Source organism: Coleofasciculus sp. G1-WW12-02, assembly GCF_040219735.1.
Classification (GTDB): Bacteria; Cyanobacteriota; Cyanobacteriia; order Cyanobacteriales; family Coleofasciculaceae; genus Coleofasciculus.
On record NZ_JAVJRX010000087.1, the window covers coordinates 1 to 16,324 of the forward strand.

The 16,324-nt window shown below is 43.6% G+C and carries 20 protein-coding genes and 1 tRNA gene; 13 read left to right on the top strand and 8 right to left on the bottom strand.

All coding sequences use genetic code 11. The features are described 5' to 3' along the window. Positions 1–289: 289 nt before the first annotated feature. A complete protein-coding gene (locus RID09_RS14470) occupies positions 290–799 on the bottom strand; it encodes a hypothetical protein (protein WP_446336630.1) in 510 nt (169 codons plus the stop codon). Between the two features lie 223 nt (positions 800–1,022). Between RID09_RS14470 and RID09_RS14475 the strand changes: the two genes are divergently transcribed. Together RID09_RS14475 and RID09_RS14480 are read left to right on the top strand one after the other, a co-directional pair. Then, complete coding sequence (locus RID09_RS14475; RefSeq protein WP_446336631.1) at positions 1,023–1,424, top strand: fasciclin domain-containing protein; 402 nt, start codon at positions 1,023–1,025, stop codon at positions 1,422–1,424. 829 nt (positions 1,425–2,253) lie between these two features. Further along, positions 2,254–2,487 carry a hypothetical protein gene (locus tag RID09_RS14480; protein ID WP_446336632.1) on the top strand — a complete coding sequence of 78 codons (234 nt, stop codon included), beginning with the start codon at positions 2,254–2,256 and terminating at the stop codon, positions 2,485–2,487. Positions 2,488–2,557: 70 nt separating this feature from the next. On the opposite strand, the gene ruvB is transcribed toward RID09_RS14480, so the two are convergent. Further along, positions 2,558–3,652 (bottom strand): Holliday junction branch migration DNA helicase RuvB, encoded by a 1,095-nt coding sequence (gene ruvB / locus RID09_RS14485; RefSeq protein WP_446336633.1) that lies wholly within the window; start codon positions 3,650–3,652, stop codon positions 2,558–2,560. Between the two features lie 106 nt (positions 3,653–3,758). Between ruvB and hisF the strand changes: the two genes are divergently transcribed. The 4 genes from hisF (at position 3,759) to RID09_RS14505 (ending at position 5,363) form a co-directional block, all read left to right on the top strand. After that, the gene (hisF, locus tag RID09_RS14490) at positions 3,759–4,529 is read left to right on the top strand and encodes an imidazole glycerol phosphate synthase subunit HisF (protein ID WP_446336634.1); all 771 of its coding nucleotides are present in this window, start codon (positions 3,759–3,761) and stop codon (positions 4,527–4,529) included. Between the two features lie 118 nt (positions 4,530–4,647). Then, complete coding sequence (locus RID09_RS14495; protein WP_446336635.1) at positions 4,648–4,857, top strand: hypothetical protein; 210 nt, start codon at positions 4,648–4,650, stop codon at positions 4,855–4,857. Between the two features lie 99 nt (positions 4,858–4,956). Then, positions 4,957–5,029 (top strand) — tRNA-Ala (locus RID09_RS14500). A gap of 112 nt (positions 5,030–5,141) precedes the next feature. Next, entirely contained in the window at positions 5,142–5,363 is a 222-nt protein-coding gene (locus tag RID09_RS14505) for a hypothetical protein (RefSeq protein ID WP_446336636.1), read from the top strand. A 319-nt stretch (positions 5,364–5,682) separates the two neighbouring features. On the opposite strand, the gene nblB is transcribed toward RID09_RS14505, so the two are convergent. Together nblB and RID09_RS14515 are read right to left on the bottom strand one after the other, a co-directional pair. Beyond that, on the bottom strand, positions 5,683–6,348 hold the full coding sequence (gene nblB, locus RID09_RS14510) for a phycobilisome degradation protein NblB (protein ID WP_446336637.1): 666 nt from the start codon (positions 6,346–6,348) through the stop codon (positions 5,683–5,685). An 86-nt stretch (positions 6,349–6,434) separates the two neighbouring features. Beyond that, positions 6,435–6,899: a CBS domain-containing protein gene (locus RID09_RS14515; protein ID WP_446336649.1), complete on the bottom strand. Its 465-nt coding sequence runs from the start codon at positions 6,897–6,899 to the stop codon at positions 6,435–6,437. 258 nt (positions 6,900–7,157) lie between these two features. Between RID09_RS14515 and RID09_RS14520 the strand changes: the two genes are divergently transcribed. Then, positions 7,158–7,532, top strand: a complete 375-nt coding sequence (locus RID09_RS14520; protein WP_446336638.1) for a VOC family protein — start codon at positions 7,158–7,160, stop codon at positions 7,530–7,532. Here the strand turns inward: RID09_RS14520 and RID09_RS14525 are convergent. Next, on the bottom strand, positions 7,529–7,837 hold the full coding sequence (locus tag RID09_RS14525) for a hypothetical protein (RefSeq protein ID WP_446336639.1): 309 nt from the start codon (positions 7,835–7,837) through the stop codon (positions 7,529–7,531). The genes RID09_RS14520 and RID09_RS14525 overlap by 4 nt on opposite strands. A gap of 56 nt (positions 7,838–7,893) precedes the next feature. Next, the gene (locus RID09_RS14530) at positions 7,894–8,580 is read right to left on the bottom strand and encodes a phosphoribosyltransferase (protein WP_446336640.1); all 687 of its coding nucleotides are present in this window, start codon (positions 8,578–8,580) and stop codon (positions 7,894–7,896) included. A gap of 223 nt (positions 8,581–8,803) precedes the next feature. On the opposite strand from RID09_RS14530, the gene RID09_RS14535 reads away from it, so the two are divergent. The 6 genes from RID09_RS14535 (at position 8,804) to gloA (ending at position 13,382) form a co-directional block, all read left to right on the top strand. Continuing rightward, positions 8,804–9,046 carry an N-6 DNA methylase gene (locus RID09_RS14535; RefSeq protein WP_446336641.1) on the top strand — a complete coding sequence of 81 codons (243 nt, stop codon included), beginning with the start codon at positions 8,804–8,806 and terminating at the stop codon, positions 9,044–9,046. Positions 9,047–9,236: 190 nt separating this feature from the next. Further along, a complete protein-coding gene (locus tag RID09_RS14540; protein ID WP_446336642.1) occupies positions 9,237–9,863 on the top strand; it encodes a Uma2 family endonuclease in 627 nt (208 codons plus the stop codon). Between the two features lie 203 nt (positions 9,864–10,066). Beyond that, positions 10,067–10,642, top strand: a complete 576-nt coding sequence (locus tag RID09_RS14545) for a DEAD/DEAH box helicase family protein (protein WP_446336643.1) — start codon at positions 10,067–10,069, stop codon at positions 10,640–10,642. Beyond that, positions 10,570–12,696: a helicase C-terminal domain-containing protein gene (locus RID09_RS14550; protein ID WP_446336644.1), complete on the top strand. Its 2,127-nt coding sequence runs from the start codon at positions 10,570–10,572 to the stop codon at positions 12,694–12,696. The genes RID09_RS14545 and RID09_RS14550 overlap by 73 nt, the downstream gene beginning before the upstream one ends. An 82-nt stretch (positions 12,697–12,778) precedes the next feature. Beyond that, complete coding sequence (locus RID09_RS14555; RefSeq protein ID WP_446336645.1) at positions 12,779–12,901, top strand: hypothetical protein; 123 nt, start codon at positions 12,779–12,781, stop codon at positions 12,899–12,901. A 49-nt stretch (positions 12,902–12,950) separates the two neighbouring features. Continuing rightward, positions 12,951–13,382, top strand: coding sequence for a lactoylglutathione lyase (gloA, locus tag RID09_RS14560; RefSeq protein WP_446336646.1), 432 nt, complete (start codon positions 12,951–12,953; stop codon positions 13,380–13,382). 66 nt (positions 13,383–13,448) lie between these two features. On the opposite strand, the gene RID09_RS14565 is transcribed toward gloA, so the two are convergent. Both RID09_RS14565 and RID09_RS14570 read right to left on the bottom strand, forming a co-directional pair. Continuing rightward, a complete protein-coding gene (locus RID09_RS14565; protein WP_446336647.1) occupies positions 13,449–14,618 on the bottom strand; it encodes an NAD(P)/FAD-dependent oxidoreductase in 1,170 nt (389 codons plus the stop codon). Positions 14,619–15,041: 423 nt separating this feature from the next. Continuing rightward, the coding region (locus RID09_RS14570) for an IS1380 family transposase (protein ID WP_446336648.1) at positions 15,042–16,324 on the bottom strand (1,283 nt) is incomplete at its 5' end.

The following is a 16,324-nucleotide window of genomic DNA, read 5'->3' on the forward strand; positions in this document are numbered from 1 at the left end:
CAAGCCATCCGTTTGTGAAAGGGCTGATTCCATTAGATAACCTTGCCTTGACTCTCCGCTGTCGCTCCGATTCAAGACAAAAGCTAAGAAGTATCAGGAGTAATATTAGTAAAACTTATCACCATAAATCCCAAAGAGCCGGTATTAACTAACATTTTAGCCTAATAAGTCCTTAAGAACCGCATTCCCGTTAGTCGTCTAAAGACGACTTGCGCTTTTAGCCAAGAATTTGAATTCTTGGCTAATGCCAGGGTTGACTGACAAAAATAGCGGCAATTTTTGTGTCTGATTAAAATCTCAATCCCACGCCACCCTGCACCGAAACCGCCGTGCCGCCTCCCTGACGATAGGCATCAAAGGCAATAATCGCATTACCAAAAAGCACCGTACTACCGCCAGGAACAACATAATCAATACCCGGTTGCAAAGCGAAGCTAGTTTTATCTCCCACCGGTGATGGCGTATCACCACTAGCAAACGCCGCACCCGCCCCCAGATAAACATCCGTTTGCCAGTTGAGGGGAAAGTCATAAGAAATTGTCGGCACCACCGCCGTACCTGCACCAATCAGGGCTTGCGCTCGCAGAGAGACAGGAAGTTCTAAGAGTTTGTACCGTACCGCCAACACTCCCCCAAATTGCCGCCCTTCACCGCGACTATCTTCTTCAATACCGAAAGTACCACCAGCCCCGACATAACTACCATAAGCGGCTTGAGCTGATGCTGACGTGGGGGTAAACGCAAGACTCGCGAGTACTGCTGTAGCAAGGGTTACGCTGATGCCAATAAAATTTCCCATATCCGGACTCCTCAGTACTGATGTCGCTGATTTTACCGTGCGACTACCTGACTTGCCACGGTTCCTCTTGAAACGCGAGCAGATCAAGGAAATTCAGAAAACTTAATCGAGTTGGGTTTATTTCCACCCACCTACTTAGTAGTAAAACCCGTCCCTACACAGGTATATGGGAGAATGTCAAAATCCGAGAAGAGATTATTTTGCAGAGGATGAGTTGAAATCAATGCCTGATATTGTAGATATCGCCGTTAGTGCGGATTCGTTCCAAACCCTAGTAGCCGCTGTGCAAGCGGCTGGTTTAGTGGATACTCTTAAAAGTCCTGGTCCTTTTACGGTTTTTGCACCTAATGACGCCGCTTTTGCTAAGTTACCACCGGGAACCATACAAACCTTGCTCCAAAATATTCCCCAGCTGACGCGAATTCTGAAGTATCATGTCGTTTCTGGTAAATTGACTCAAGCTGATTTAGCTAATGTCGATTCAGTAACCTCTGTTGAGGGTTCGTCAATCCGAATTGACTGTTCTGATAGTTTTGAAGTCAAAAATGCGACAGTTGTTGCCCCTGATATCGAAGCGGATAATGGTATTATCCATGTCATTGACACGGTAATTCTCATGGGGTAAAGTCACCATCACTAGGGCGACCTGACCGAACCTAAGTGGACTGGTGTTGTTAATTGATGCAAACGGGTCGCCCCTACAGGTTGTTAATTTAATGATATCAGATATAAATTTCAGGTTGGCAGTATTCAATTGACTATGTTAATCTGTTAATTTTGCTACCATTTCATAGTGGTGATCGGTTGTAAATTTGGCAACGTCAGAAGGTATTGAGAAAGATTCTATTTGGGCAGCCGCTTGTTTAATTACAAAAACAGTCACACCAGAATTCTGTGGGCTAGACTAACCCCAAGTTTCATTGACGAAATGATGAAAGAGGGGGAGGCAAAGTATAATGAATAGCATAATCAGCAGCCCAACTAATTTAACCAACCTCGAACAGAACGGCGTCAGCGGCTGTTTGTATTGGGAAGAGATTGGTTGCTAGCTAATCGCAGATTCGATCAGGTCAGGAGAAACCATCCCGGTTGTTGCTGAAAACGGGTATTGGCAAAAAGTCATCTACAATGTGCAGCGCGATCGCGAGCCAAAATGTTGAGATAGGCGAGGGTTTAGGGAATCCTGGTAAATGGATATCAGGTGCAACTTCCCCAAAGGTTTCCCTCAATCCAATCCTCTCTATCCCATCTCTTGCAGGCGCTGATTATATACAACCTAAATGAAAACAAACGTTAACGGTCATCCGGATTATACCGTTTCCCTAATGAAGTCAAAAGGAAAGCCAACTTGTAAGGTTGAAGCAGTCATGACAATGAAGAATGGTCAATGCAGCTCCTGTGGATCGTATCAGGTTAGAAGCAACAAAAACCGAAAGTTTCCAGCACTGAATACGATGACCCTAGGATTAGGCAACTCTAGCGCTCGCTATGCTGCACTGGATACGTATGTTTGTGTCAATTGTGGCTATGTTGAAAGCTACGTGGCTTCGGCGGACGATCTAAACTACATTCAGGAGAACTGGGCAAAGGTTGAGGCTCCCCGTGAAAATGGAAGAGCGCCCAAAAAACTTGAATCGCTCCCTAAGAGAGCGCACGAGGAGTTGAAGCATCGAGCTATGCACGGTTAACCATGGAGATGATTCATCGTTCATAGTTCATGTCTGTCCCCTTGCTATGAACGATGTAGCTAGCCCGGTGTCAATCTTGCCAATATCCTAAATGCTTACGAGCCGCGTCTGTAGCAACACGACCACGAGGGGTTCGATGTAAGTACCCAATCTGTAATAAATACGGCTCATACACTTCCTCAATGGTTTGAGCGTCTTCTCCAGTTGCAGCGGCTACGGCTTCTAAGCCCACAGGTCCTCCCTGGAATTGTTCAATCATCACACTTAACACTAGCCGATCTGTCCAATCCAAACCCGCCGGATCGACATTGAATACTTCCAAGGCTTCGGCGGCGACATCCTGGTTAATTACGTCCATCTTTTTCACCTGAGCATAATCTCGTACTCGCCTGAGTAAACGATTGGCAATGCGGGGAGTTCCCCGAGAACGACGGGCAATTTCTACCGCCCCTTCTTCACTCACCGGCGCTTGTAATAACTGGGCGGTTCGTTGCACAATTAAACTCAATTCATCGGGTTCGTAGAACCGCAGACGCTGGATCAAACCGAAGCGATCGCGCAAGGGGGAGGTGAGTGATCCCACCCTTGTCGTAGCACCAACTAGGGTAAACTGGGGTAAAGGAATACTCCGGGTTCGCGCCGATTGCCCTTTGCCAATGGTAATATCCAAACGATAATCCTCCATCGCCGGATACAACAGTTCCTCACTCATGCGCGAGAGGCGATGAATTTCATCGATAAATAAAATATCCCCCGGTTTAAGATTCACTAAAATCCCCACAATATCCCGGGGGCGTTCCAAAGCCGGAGCCGCCGTAATTTTGCAATTTGTCCCCATCTCTGTCGCCAAAATTAGCGACATCGTGGTTTTCCCCAATCCCGGCGGTCCGTACAAGAGCAAATGGTCTAATGATTCATTTCGCGCCTTCGCCGCCGCGATCGCAATTCCTAAAATATCTTTGAGTTCTTTTTGCCCGATATAGTCGGCTAGCCGGTGGGGACGAATCCCTTCCTCTTGGTTCTCCGTTTCCTCGGCTATCGCGGTAGCCAGTAACAAGTCTGTTTCCAACTCTTGCTGGCGTTCCTTACGGCGACCCTTTTTTTTCTGACGAGATGGGGGTTGTGGGTCAGGTTCTTGAGATTGTCTAAAGGACGTTATAGCCATGATTTAAGCCTATCATTTCATCTGCAACCGAGACACTCAGGCACAAAAGGTTTAGATTAGTTAAGAGAGTAAGTATTATCCCATCACACAGCGTAAGACATCTGACATGCTAGCTAAACGAATCTTACCTTGCCTGGATGTAAAGGCTGGGCGGGTGGTCAAGGGCGTCAACTTTGTAAATTTGCAAGATGCTGGTGATCCAGTGGAATTGGCACAAGCTTACAACCAAGCCGGTGCTGATGAACTGGTGTTTTTGGATATCACTGCTACTCATGAAGACCGCGATATTATTATTGATGTTGTCTACCGTACCGCAGAACAGGTTTTTATTCCCTTAACCGTCGGCGGCGGTATCCAATCCTTAGAAACTGTTAAATTATTGTTAAGGGCTGGTGCCGATAAAATCAGTATTAACTCGGCGGCTGTCCGCAATCCAGATTTTATCAATCAAGCCAGCGATCGCTTTGGCAATCAATGTATTGTCGTGGCGATTGACGCCCGTCGCCGCGTAGATCCCAGTCATCCGGGTTGGGATGTTTTTGTGCGTGGCGGACGAGAAAATACAGGACTTGACGCGATCGCCTGGGCAAAAGAAGTCGAGCGACGTGGCGCGGGAGAACTCCTGGTAACCAGCATGGATGCTGATGGAACTCAAGCTGGGTATGACTTGGAGCTAACCCGCACCATTGCTGAACAGGTAGAAATTCCGGTAATTGCCTCCGGTGGTGCTGGAACTTGCGATCACATTTATCAAGCCCTAACCGAGGGGAAAGCCGAAGCCGCCCTCTTAGCCTCTTTACTGCATTACGGACAACTCACCGTATCGGAAATTAAGCACCATTTGCAGCACCATCAGGTTCCCGTCAGGATGATCTAAGGTTTCTCAAATCCCGGCTGATCTGCCCTTAACTCTTGTGACTTATATCACACAATTGGATCGTTTGCAGCTACATAGACGACTGCTAGAATAGATTCGATGTTACATTTCGTAAATTATGTTGATTGCTATTTTAATATTTGATATTGCTTTAGTCGCTTGGTCACTGCACTTAATGCAACAGGCATTTGATACAAGAGAGTTTTCCTTGATGCTGGCTGGCACCTTGGTGGCGATGTCAGCCGCCGCCATGTTAGTGGTATATTTTTTGATGGACAGCTATTTGGGCTACTTGAGTCGCATTGCGGCAGTGTCAGGTTCGTTTTAGGGATGCTATTGTTTCATAAGTCGATAATCTCTCACGAGGCAATAATTTCATAAGACTTGACGAAGCGATAAAATAAAGGCATGATAGAAGATGCTTCACGGGGCTATAGCTCAGCTGGTAGAGCACCTCAATGGCATTGAGGGGGTCAGCGGTTCGAATCCGCTTAGCTCCATTAACTGCAACTAGATAATTACGGTTTTGGTGACGCGATCGCGGGATGAGTGATCATGAGTGAGTAGAATTGATGTGTTCATCCCTTGAAAGTCAACCCAACAACCACAATCATGAATGCCACTGAACAAGCTCCTCTAGACGAACAAACCTTGAGCCGATGCTGTTTGGCACCGATATTTGCTGACATTATGTGTAAGGGTCAGATCAGTTTGTCTGACTGGCGTGAATTGATGACAGCTCCTTGGGACAATTCTTTCACAAATAATGATGAAGCTATCTTAATGCGGTTGATCTATGGTGTGCATCGTGGACTCGTGAAAGTTGTCGAATAAAGCGATTTGGGTGTTTATCTAGCATCAACGCTTCATGACACCCAAAACAACGCTCAACCCTCACGGGGTGACAAGCGAGCTGAAGTTTTGAGCCATCCTGCTGTTAGCCCATTTCTTCTCCTCAAAGATAGCGGTTTTGTCTTTCTGGGGGACTAGCCCCCCAGACCCCCTGCGCAACGCTTCGCTAGATCATTTCTCATGGTTGTGGTCTTCATCTGTCAATAAGGCTTTATCTTTGAAGATACTAATATGGCTAAAAGTTGGCTTTTAAAGGGTTTTAGAGGGTTTGTCACCCCTTCAGCGCTCAACCTCAAACTGGCTAAAATGATTCTAAATTTCGTTTGGCTTCCTGAGCCACTTGCTCAACCGAGTCATTGGCTAAGGCTTCTAAGGCGGCTCTAGCCTCTGAACTATCGAAGGGCTTGAGCGCCTGGGCGACTCGGTAACGCACTTGCCAGTCAGGATCAGTGGCAAAGGGAACTAATAATGGTACAGCACGGGGATCACCTAGTTCTCCCAACGAACTAATCGCAGCGGTTTGAATCAAGCTGGTTTCGGAGGAGAGTGCTTCTTCTAAGAGGGGAAAAGCACGGGACTCACCCAGTTCACCTAATGCCGCAACAATACTAAACTGCAATAACCATTCCGATGATTGGTGATATAACTGTTGCATCTCATCAAACGCCTCGGTCATCTTCAGGGCGCCCAAAGCGTCAGCGGCTGCAGCTTGGACATCCGGTTCCGAGTCGTTCAAGAGGCGATCGCGTAACATTCTCAAGGTGAGTGATAAATCCTGATCTCCAAGGGTATCAAGTTGGCTAACGGCGGCGTACCGAACCCGAGCATTAGCGTCAGTCACAATAGGCTGGACTAATTCATAAGCTATCGATGGTTCTAGCTGACGTAGTAGATTTACCCCACTTAGGCGGTTGCCAAAGTCCTCGGAATTTAGCAACTGTTGAACAGACTCACGAGAAACAGTCATTGTAATGTATTAATTATTGATCAGTGATTTATCTTGAATCGTGGCACTCTACTATAAACCCACACTTTTAGGCGGTGGGTTTATGACTATTCCAATTCCGCAATCATTGCCCGCACAATATCTCCCGCCGTGAGGACACCAATCACTTTTCCCTGGTTGTCAGTCACCGCTAAACGGCGCAGTGATTTGTCCTGCATTAGTTTGGCGGCTTTGCGTAAGGGTTGATCGGGCTTGACAACCACAGGTTCGTGGGTCATGACTTCTCCAACGGTTTGCCCTAGAGCCTTGTGCAGTTCTTCTTCGTACCGGGCTGGGTTTTCTAGATAAATCACACTGTCGAGAAATACGATGTAGACAGGGGGTTCTACTCCTGTCTGTTGCCACAACAAATCTGTTTCTGAAATAATGCCCACCAATTTGCCTGTATCATTGACCACCAGCAAACCACTGATACCTCGTTGGGCAAGAATTTTCATCGCCTCTTTAATCGGCGTTTGGGGGGTAACCGTGATCGGGTCACGGCTCATCACTTCGGCAACGGTTTTGGGCATATTCAGGCTTAGTGTTTTCAAAGGAAGTACTCATCCTATTTTAGGGTTTTAGGCAAGTGCGGGGATCAATTGCGCTTCAATTTCTCTGTTGAGGACACGAGCTCAATGATCTGAACTGGAAGATCCTCTTTTATGCATAAAAATCTTTTTATGTCAATATTCAATAAGGAGTGATAAATTATTGTTGGGGGATAAGCTGGTTTTTATTTGAAAATTCAAACATAATCCGACTTCCTGAAATATTTTATTATTGTTTAGATGAAATTTCACTTGCATAGGGCTTTGGTTACCATAGCGGCTGCGAATATCGAGCCACTGGTTGAGTTTTATAGTCAATTACTTGCCGAATCTCCCCATTGCCATATTCCCAACAAGTATGCCGAGTTTCATCTCCCTGGATTGCGACTCGGACTATTTAAACCCAGGGATAACCATCGACAGGAATTTGAGCAGTCTGAGAAAAGTGGATTTAGCTTGTGTTTAGATGTCGATGACTTAGACGCCGCGATCGCACAATTGTGCAACCTGGGATATCCCCCACCGGGCGAAATCATCGTCGCGTCCCACGGGCGGGAAATCTACGCTTATGACCCCAATGGCAATCGCTTAATTTTACACCAGCCTCAGCCTTAAGTGATCGCCACGTCATAAGCAACATTGGCAAAGGCATAGACGCTATACAGAAGTAAAACCGTAATCGCGACGATCATAACCATACGTGGACGTGGTGACGGTAAAAATGCTTCCCTAACCCACATGGAGGCTGCTGCACCAATCGCGAAGCTAGAACTGAGAACAAGGTATTGCCAGTCAGGTTGAAAGACCCAATTTAAGCCTAACGCCAAGGTTAACAATACCATCAAATGTTCGATTGACTCCGGTGGATTTTGCTGCGTGGAAAGCACCAATGTGCGCCAACAGAATTGTAAATGTCTCATGAAAAAACTCATCAGCGAGAACTATTGGTTAAGATAATTCAGGGCAACTAATTTGGCTACTGTTGGTGGGGAAGATGATTGTACTCTTGTAAATAAGCCAGCGCCTCATCCGTGTTGACCTGCGGAAATTCCCCGTAGAAACGGCTGACACTGAGAAAGTCATCCGGTGTTTCCAGGATAACTAAGCGATCGCAAAAACGACTGAGCCACTTGATCAATCCGGCTGGTGCGACGGGTGTACAAATCCAGATCTGGTGAGGATGATGCTCTTTCAACGCTTGAGTCGCTGCAACCATAGTCATCCCTGTAGCAATCCCATCATCAACCAAAAGGGCTAACATTCCTTGGGGGTTAACCTGAGGACAACCTGGGGCAAATTCAGCAAGCTGAGATTGAGCTTTATCTTGAGCATGACGCAGGGCGGTGTTTCGCAAACTAGACTGAAGTCTTCTCCATAGCCGATGTTGCGCCCACAAAACTTGTCCTTCTGAGGTGACAGCGCCAATGGCTAATTCTGGATTTTGGGGGGTGGTAATTTTTTTAGCCACCACGATATCCAGAGGACAATTTAATCGACGAGCAACAGGTACGGCGACAGGAATACCGCCACGGGGGAGTGCATACACCACGGGTGATACCGTTTCACCTGTAGTCGTTTCCAGTTCAGTAATTTGGGTAAGCAGAGCTTGAGCTAGCTCCTCACCGGCATGAGTGCGATCGCTAAATAGCGGAGCCGATGACATAGGTTCCTCCAGCATTTAACAGACCTGCCCTTATCATGCCTGATTTTGGTTATGCTTTTAGATCAATCAAGCATGATTCTTAACATCAATGGCACGCTCGCCTTCTGCCTTTGGAGATTACCGAAACCCTTGCTATACCGTAGGGTGGGCACTGCCCACCAGCATGCCAGTCAGTACCACTCTTCTTAATATAAGGTCATACGTCGCAACTTACAACTCGCCAATGGAGTCTTGTGTGGTGATTTGTCGCACTCAGAAACCCCAGGAACGAAGGGGTAAAATTTTACTGATTGATGCGGTAAAAGAGGTGGCGCGGGTACAGGCGCAGAGTTTCTTGAAGCCGGAACACCAGAAACGGTTTTTACCCGCCTATCGGGATTTTACGGATAACGATGGCTTTGCCAAAGTGGTGACGGTTGAGCAGGTGAGTCAACAGGATTATATTGGAGAATGGGACGGAGACTGATAAGCGTAGTTTAAAGGAACTATGGTCGGATTGGCAGGAGTCTGGACGAGAGTTTTGGCGACAGATGGATGAGGTGGTTGAGATGTTAGACCAGATGATGTGAAGTCCTCTAATCCGCTACCCTGAAATTAGGGTCTTCCTGCACCCTATTGGTTAAAAATGATTAGAAGAACTCCCCTAGAACAAGTCTATGGTTCAATCTTTGACCCAAACTGTTACCTTTGAAGAGTTTATTGCGTGGTATCCTAATACAGGAAAACGCTACGAACTCCACGATGGGGTAATTGTCGAAATGCCAAAACCCACTGGAACACACTCTAACGTAACAGGCTTTTTGATAGAAGAGTTAATTCTTACCATTGTCCAGATGGGGAAGCGGGGAATTTGGACAATTCCTAGAGAATCTATTGTTAAATCTAGCAATGGGAAATCGGGATATGAGCCTGATATTATTGTCTTAGAGCAAGAAGCCATAAAAGCAGAACCCCGTTGGCAAAAAGAATCTATTATTGAAAATGCTCAATCTGTCAAACTCATTGTTGAAGTTGTCAGTACAAACTGGCGTGACGATTATTTTAAAAAGAGAGCAGACTATGAAGAAATGGGTGTTTTTGAATATTGGATTGTTGATTATGCTGCGCTAGGAGGACGCAATTTTATAGGGAGTCCGAAACAACCGACGGTATCGGTTTATCAACTTGTTGAGGGGGAGTATCAAGTGAATCAGTTTCGAGGGAATGATGTAATTATTTCCCCTACGTTCTCTGGGCTTAATCTCAGGGCAGAACAAATTTTTCAAGTAGGTCAGTCATTATAAAAATAGTATTGCTCGTCTTATAATTAACTAAAGAATGGTTTTTTAATCATGGAAGACACTGAGCTAAGTGCTTATGATTTAGCAGTAAAATTAGGGGTAATTAGGATTGCTAAAGTTTGTCGGCTGATCTAAGCAGCAACAAAGATTCTTGTGACAGAATAGTAGCTTTAAGCTAAATACTTACTAATAAGTCTAGGAAGAAAATGGCTAAATTTCGGACATCGAAAAACCAAAACTCTGTTCCTGAGTCTATTGATCTCATGTTCAGAGATTTGAAACGTGATCCTTCAATCAAGTTTTTGGGCAACCATCAAGGTCAAATATTAAATAAGTATGAAAAAGATTACTTGAAGAATGCTAAGGATATTGCTATCGAATTACCAACGGGTACGGGAAAAACACTTATTGGTCTTTTAATTGCTGAATATCGGCGGAGAGTACTAAAAGAAAGGGTTGTTTATCTATGCCCTACTCGTCAACTTTGTAGTCAAGTTCATGAAAAAGCAGATTTGTATGGAATTAATACAGTAACTTTAACTGGATCACAGAGAGATTATAATACAACTGAGTTTTACAACTATCAAAGATCTGAGGTAGTTGCTATTACTACTTACAGTAGCATTTTTAATACTAATCCAAGGATTAACGATCCAAATATAATTATTTGTGACGATGCTCATGCTGCGGATGATTATGTAGCGTCTTTATGGTTATTTCTATTAATAGAAATAACCATAAACAACTGTTTGACCAAATTGTTCGTATTCTTGAGCCAGTAATGCCTGACTATATAGCTTACTATATCAAACATCATGGCATCTCTTACGAAAAAAAACAAGTTGATTTGATCTCAAATATTGCTTGTCATAATAAACATCAGCAAATTATAGAATCTTTGGAGTCATTAATTAAAATTAACGAAAACGATCAAAATTACCGAGACCTAAAATATGCTTGGGGTTTTATCTCATCTCATCTTGATGCTTGTTCGATATATTGTTCATCAGAAAACTTTGAAATTCGTCCAATTATTCCTCCCACGTTAACTCATCAACCATTTTTAAATGCACATCAACGAATATATATGTCAGCAACATTAGGAGAAGATGGGGATCTTGAGCGTGTTTTTGGAGTTAACAAAATACATAAAATCCCTATTCCTGAAGAATGGAATAAAAGGAGTATAGGAAGAAAGTTGATTTTTTTACCAGCAATGTCATCGGGAATTAATCCAAAAGAAGTTGCTGCTATAATGCTTCAAAAAAGAAAGCGTGGACTTATTCTTGTTCCCAACAATACATCTCTTCAAGCATGGTCAAATTTTTTAAAGGATACCCACACTATATTACAGTCAACAGATATTGAAAAAAGTTTAGAGACTTTTACTAAAAGTAACAAGCCTACGGTTCTCATACTTGCTACTCGTTATGATGGAATTGATCTACCTGGTGATGACTGTCGCTTTATAGTCCTAGACGGAATGCCTACTGGTAGTGGATTGCAGGAAAAATTTTTACTGACTCGTCTTGGAGCATCCTCACAATTACGCAATCGTATCCGTACCAGAGTTACACAAGCAATGGGGCGATGCACTCGTGACGAAAACGATTATGCTTTAGTTATACTTCTTGGAGAAGATTTAACGAAGTGGTGCTGTACGTCTATTAATTTACAAGGGATGCACCCAGAGTTACAAGCAGAAATTCAATTTGGGTTAGATAATTCTACAGAGTTGGAAGTCGATAATTTTGTTGAGCTAGGCGAAGATTTTTTTAATAAAACTCCAGATTGGAAAGACGCTGAGAATGAGATTCAAAAACTTCGTGATTCTTCATTGAAAGTATCAGATGATGTAGCTGAAGCTCTTGCAAAATCTATGCCTCATGAAATCAATTATGTTTATCAATCTTGGAATGGTAAACATAAAGAAGCATTCAATGAAGCAACAAAAGTTTTAGATTCTTTAGAGGGGGGGACACAACTTAAGCCTTATGTCACTTTTTGGTATCATCAAGCAGCAAATTCTGCTTTTTTAGCATGGAAAGAGTCTGATAAAGAGATCTTTAGAAATTCAGCTATTTCTAATTTAGAAGAAGCATTGAAAACCACTAAAGACAATAATTGGCTAAATAAGCTATTTCCTTATCTAGAGAAGGCAGCAGATGAAAATGATAATCTTCCTTGGAGAGAATGGTTCATGCAAATAAATGATTTATTAACGGAATGGGGGATTATGGGTAGGAAGTACTATCAAAAAGTTGCTACTGTGCAAACAAATATTGAAAATATAGATGCTACACCTTTTGAAGATGGGTTAGAGTCACTTGGTCGAATGCTTGGCGCGAAAACCCATAAATGGAAAAAGAAAGAACAAGGTAAACCTGATGGACTCTGGATATTTGGAAATTGGCACGCCTTTGTATTTGAAGCAAAAACTGAGGAAGGACGCACTGAAGAAACAGCTAATTATGGTATCTCGTTAAATACAGTCACTCAAGCTGGTAGACATGAAACAACTGTCAGAGCAGAAGGACATATTCCTGATTCTGTACCTTGTTCAACTGTTCTGATTTCTCCTAGACAGAAACTTAATGAATCTGCAATAATCCACACTCAAGAAATTAGCTATTGTTCTCATGACGAAATGGTAAAGCTGTTTGATAGGACTGCATCGGTTTTAGAACTCGTTCGTTCTTTTGCTCCCAATAATACAGAGGAAGATATGATGGAATATGCCATAGAGGTTTACAGTAAGCGTAATCTAGGAATGCAAGATATTAAAAATCTACTTCTAAAACAAAAACTAGATAGTCTACCAAAAACTAAAAGCTAGGTAAAATGTAAAGTCAGAATGATTTGATCTGCTTTAGTAACGACTGCAATAAAAGGGGGTCTTCCGTAGTTGGTGTGCTAAATTGGCAGACGGTATTGATCGTTATATTGGACTTGAACATATTGACCCCGATGATTTAAAAATTCGCCGTTGGGGATTGGTTTCTGAGGGAATCACCTGTTGCACCGCCTCACCGCCTCGATAGAATGAAAAGCAAAGAAACATGAATAAACGTAAGGAGTCTTTAATCAGCTATGCGAATGCTACATACAATGCTGCGCGTCGGTGACTTAGATGAGTCACTCAAATTCTACTGTGACGTGCTGGGAATGAAGCTATTGCGGAAAAAGGACTATCCCGGCGGGAAATTTACCTTAGCGTTTGTCGGCTATGGCGATGAGTCTGACCATACCGTGTTAGAACTAACCTACAACTGGGGTGTTGACCAATACGAGTTAGGGGATGCCTATGGTCACATTGCGATTGGCGTTGATGATATTTACGGCACCTGTGAGCAAATCAAGGAACGGGGTGGTAAAGTCGTGCGGGAACCTGGTCCAATGAAACATGGTTCTACTGTCATCGCTTTTGTTCAAGACCCGACTGGCTATAAGATTGAGTTAATACAATTAGGGACTCAATCCTCAGCCAAACCTCAAGAAAAAGCTACAGGGGCTAGTCATTAACAATGTAGAGACGTAGCAGGCTACGTCTCTACATCCCCCTGTTTCCTGTTCCCTGTTCCCTGTTCCCTACAAATTCTGTGACAATTGAGTAATAATTTGATCCTCCTTCCCCATAACCCATTGAGCAAAGCGTTGGGCTAATGGTGGTACAAATACCAGAGGGTTGGTAAATCCAGAGAAAATATAAACACCCTCTACGCCCTGAATGGCTCCCACCACAGGTAAATTATTACCACCAAACGCCACTAAACAGTGATGCCAAGTTCCTGGTAGGCTAGCTAAAGCAGGTAGGACATTCCCCACCTGAGTACGAATGGCAGACTCACTAGCGGCTGAGTTTATGGCGGCGAAGGGTTGAGTCAGAATACGACTAATCTGACCCATCCGTAAACTACCATCTAGAAACTGAATCGCCCCAGCATCTAAAATCGGTGGCACAGGTTCGTAATCCGGTTCATCCCAAAAGTGTTCTACTTCCGCAGCGCTAGCTTGAGCTTCAAGTTGAAAGCGTTGGGTATTTGCCGGCATGACTAATGTTCGCAATTTCAGGTCAACCGTTGACGTTTCAATCACTTCCGTATGGGTGAAGTAGACGCGCACCTGAATCCCGGCTGCTTTAAGTAAGGCGCGGCTGAATCCCCCTGCACAAATAACTGTATTGGCAGCATGATAGGTTTGATTATCCGAGGTTTTCACCCCCTGAACTGTATCCCCCTGGCGCAGGAGTTCCACCACTTGAGCAATCTGCTGTTCGCCCCCAGCGCGACAGAAGGCTTGGCGATAGCCTTGGGTGAGGTGTTCCGGATGAATATGACCATGACGAACCGTGAGAACGCCCGCGATCGCATTAGGATTGAGTAGGGGTTCTAACTCACAAGCCTCCTTGACTGAGAGTAATTTTGGCACAATGGCAAAATTTGCATAAGCCGCCGCCATTGTTTCTGGGTTTTGGTCAGCAGAAATAGTCAAAACTAAATCCAATTCCCGAAACTGGGTATCATGGTCTAATTCTGCTGATAAATGCCTGTGCCGTTCAATTCCCTCAGCGCATAGCACTCTCGTCAGGTCTGATTTCCCTGACCAATAGGCTAAACCGCCATAACTGTACCGAGTTGCGCCTTGAATTGCTGTGTCCGAATCGACCAACAGAACCGTTAATCCTGCCTGGGTAAGTTCATAAGCCAGTGCCGCCCCCGTAATACCCCCACCAACAACAATCCAATCGTAGGTTTTCATCGTTTTTTGCTTATTCTCCACATCTCCCATTGTGATTGGGATTAACGCCTTAGTTAAGGTAATCAGGATTTACGCAGAGTCTCCATCTGTAGGTGGACATTGCCCACCCTACCACTCCACATCTCCCATTGTTATCGGGATTAACGTCTTAGTTAACTAATGGTGGGGGTTTGGGGGAGGCTATAACCCGCATTTCTCACAAACTAATTTGAGAAGCTAATTTGAAGGGGAAAAGTAGAAGTTTTCATGCGCAGAATAGAAAAATTCCAGATTCTTCAACAAAATTAACCTGAAATTGCTAACTCTTACCCGACGCATTCGATAAAATGAGCGTTAGCATTGGCAAATTTATATAACAAAATAGACTGAAAATAGCTTCAGTCATTTTCACAACTATGATTGTTATCTTCGAGAGCTAAAAACTTAACTCGTATTGGGAATTGCTTGAATTCTTGAGTGCGCGATCGCTAAAATCTCTTGATAGGGACAAGAACTGGATATGGCAATAACAATTCTTCTCACACTGACTGTGATTCTCGCTCCTAACTTAAGGAGATTGAGGCGAATTGTTCCGACAGTTGCTTTGGACAAAGAAGTTTTCTTCAAACCATGATAGCGAAATGCTTGCACCAAAACATAAGCTATTGATGACAGCCACAGTCTCAGTTGATTACTTTGAAAGGTTTGAGTGGAAGTTCGGTCAGCAAATAAATCCAATTGCTGTTCTTTAATCCGATTCTCCATCTCTCCTCTCGGACAATATTTTTTAGTATAAAGTTGAGAAGGTGTAATTTGAGAAGTGGGTAAAGATGTAACCACATGACGAAGCTTTAACCCTTCACTGCCATAACAAATTTTAGTAACCACTCTTCTTTGACGACTCCATGACCTTTCAGTTTGATAATAAATAGAGCGAAACCAAGTTGCGTTGGGGACTAATTTTCTCACCTCTTCTAAGTCTTCATCTTTAGAAAAAACGCTATCCATTAACTCAATGACTGGCAATAAATTTTCTTCGTATTCATTTTTTGCTTTCTCAATAACATTCATTGCTCGTAATTTTAATTGGCTATTTGTTGCCATTGCTATCACATGATCTACCCCTTGCTGCTCTTCACAGAAACTCATAATTTTTTCACGAGCATAAGCACTATCTCCTCGCACGATTATGTGAGTGTTGTGCCATTTTTCTCGAATTAAACCAATGATTCTCTGTAATTCTTCTAACGCTCCTTCGGCTGGGTCTACATTAGAAGGACGTAATCTTGCCACCAAGAGATGATGCCCACAGAAAATATACAAGGGAGCATAGCAAACTCCTTTATAATAAGTATTAAAAAATGCTCCCTCTTGATGTCCATGAACTTGGTCATCAGTCACATCCATGTCTAAAATTATTTGTTGAGGAGGGGTTTGATAAGACTCCAAAAAGATGTCTACAAAGGCTTTTTTAAGCTCTTCCGGGTTAGCTTCAATGCGATGATAGCGCGATTCTTTTTGTTGCCGGATTGTATCTGGGCAATATTCAAGCCGATTCAGAGTACTTTTTCCAGCTAAAAACGCTGATGATGAATCCTTAAAGTTGAGTTTCTCTAAAGCGATCGCTAAAGCCGGATCATAGCGTAATTGATCATGGTCATTAACATCTTCATAGCCTAAAGCAATGCCATAAACTCTTTGTGCAAGTAGTTGATGAACTGAATAAT

What these genes read in the sequence shown, in the direction of transcription:
- RID09_RS14470 (WP_446336630.1), bottom strand. Translation starts at nt 799, where the DNA reads ATGGGAAATTTTATTGGCATCAGCGTAACCCTTGCTACAGCAGTACTC.
- RID09_RS14475 (WP_446336631.1), top strand. Translation starts at nt 1,023, where the DNA reads ATGCCTGATATTGTAGATATCGCCGTTAGTGCGGATTCGTTCCAAACC.
- RID09_RS14480 (WP_446336632.1), top strand. Translation starts at nt 2,254, where the DNA reads ATGACCCTAGGATTAGGCAACTCTAGCGCTCGCTATGCTGCACTGGAT.
- ruvB (WP_446336633.1), bottom strand. Translation starts at nt 3,652, where the DNA reads ATGGCTATAACGTCCTTTAGACAATCTCAAGAACCTGACCCACAACCC.
- hisF (WP_446336634.1), top strand. Translation starts at nt 3,759, where the DNA reads ATGCTAGCTAAACGAATCTTACCTTGCCTGGATGTAAAGGCTGGGCGG.
- RID09_RS14495 (WP_446336635.1), top strand. Translation starts at nt 4,648, where the DNA reads ATGTTGATTGCTATTTTAATATTTGATATTGCTTTAGTCGCTTGGTCA.
- RID09_RS14505 (WP_446336636.1), top strand. Translation starts at nt 5,142, where the DNA reads ATGAATGCCACTGAACAAGCTCCTCTAGACGAACAAACCTTGAGCCGA.
- nblB (WP_446336637.1), bottom strand. Translation starts at nt 6,348, where the DNA reads ATGACTGTTTCTCGTGAGTCTGTTCAACAGTTGCTAAATTCCGAGGAC.
- RID09_RS14515 (WP_446336649.1), bottom strand. Translation starts at nt 6,899, where the DNA reads ATGCCCAAAACCGTTGCCGAAGTGATGAGCCGTGACCCGATCACGGTT.
- RID09_RS14520 (WP_446336638.1), top strand. Translation starts at nt 7,158, where the DNA reads ATGAAATTTCACTTGCATAGGGCTTTGGTTACCATAGCGGCTGCGAAT.
- RID09_RS14525 (WP_446336639.1), bottom strand. Translation starts at nt 7,837, where the DNA reads ATGAGACATTTACAATTCTGTTGGCGCACATTGGTGCTTTCCACGCAG.
- RID09_RS14530 (WP_446336640.1), bottom strand. Translation starts at nt 8,580, where the DNA reads ATGTCATCGGCTCCGCTATTTAGCGATCGCACTCATGCCGGTGAGGAG.
- RID09_RS14535 (WP_446336641.1), top strand. Translation starts at nt 8,804, where the DNA reads ATGGAGTCTTGTGTGGTGATTTGTCGCACTCAGAAACCCCAGGAACGA.
- RID09_RS14540 (WP_446336642.1), top strand. Translation starts at nt 9,237, where the DNA reads ATGGTTCAATCTTTGACCCAAACTGTTACCTTTGAAGAGTTTATTGCG.
- RID09_RS14545 (WP_446336643.1), top strand. Translation starts at nt 10,067, where the DNA reads ATGGCTAAATTTCGGACATCGAAAAACCAAAACTCTGTTCCTGAGTCT.
- RID09_RS14550 (WP_446336644.1), top strand. Translation starts at nt 10,570, where the DNA reads ATGGTTATTTCTATTAATAGAAATAACCATAAACAACTGTTTGACCAA.
- gloA (WP_446336646.1), top strand. Translation starts at nt 12,951, where the DNA reads ATGCGAATGCTACATACAATGCTGCGCGTCGGTGACTTAGATGAGTCA.
- RID09_RS14565 (WP_446336647.1), bottom strand. Translation starts at nt 14,618, where the DNA reads ATGAAAACCTACGATTGGATTGTTGTTGGTGGGGGTATTACGGGGGCG.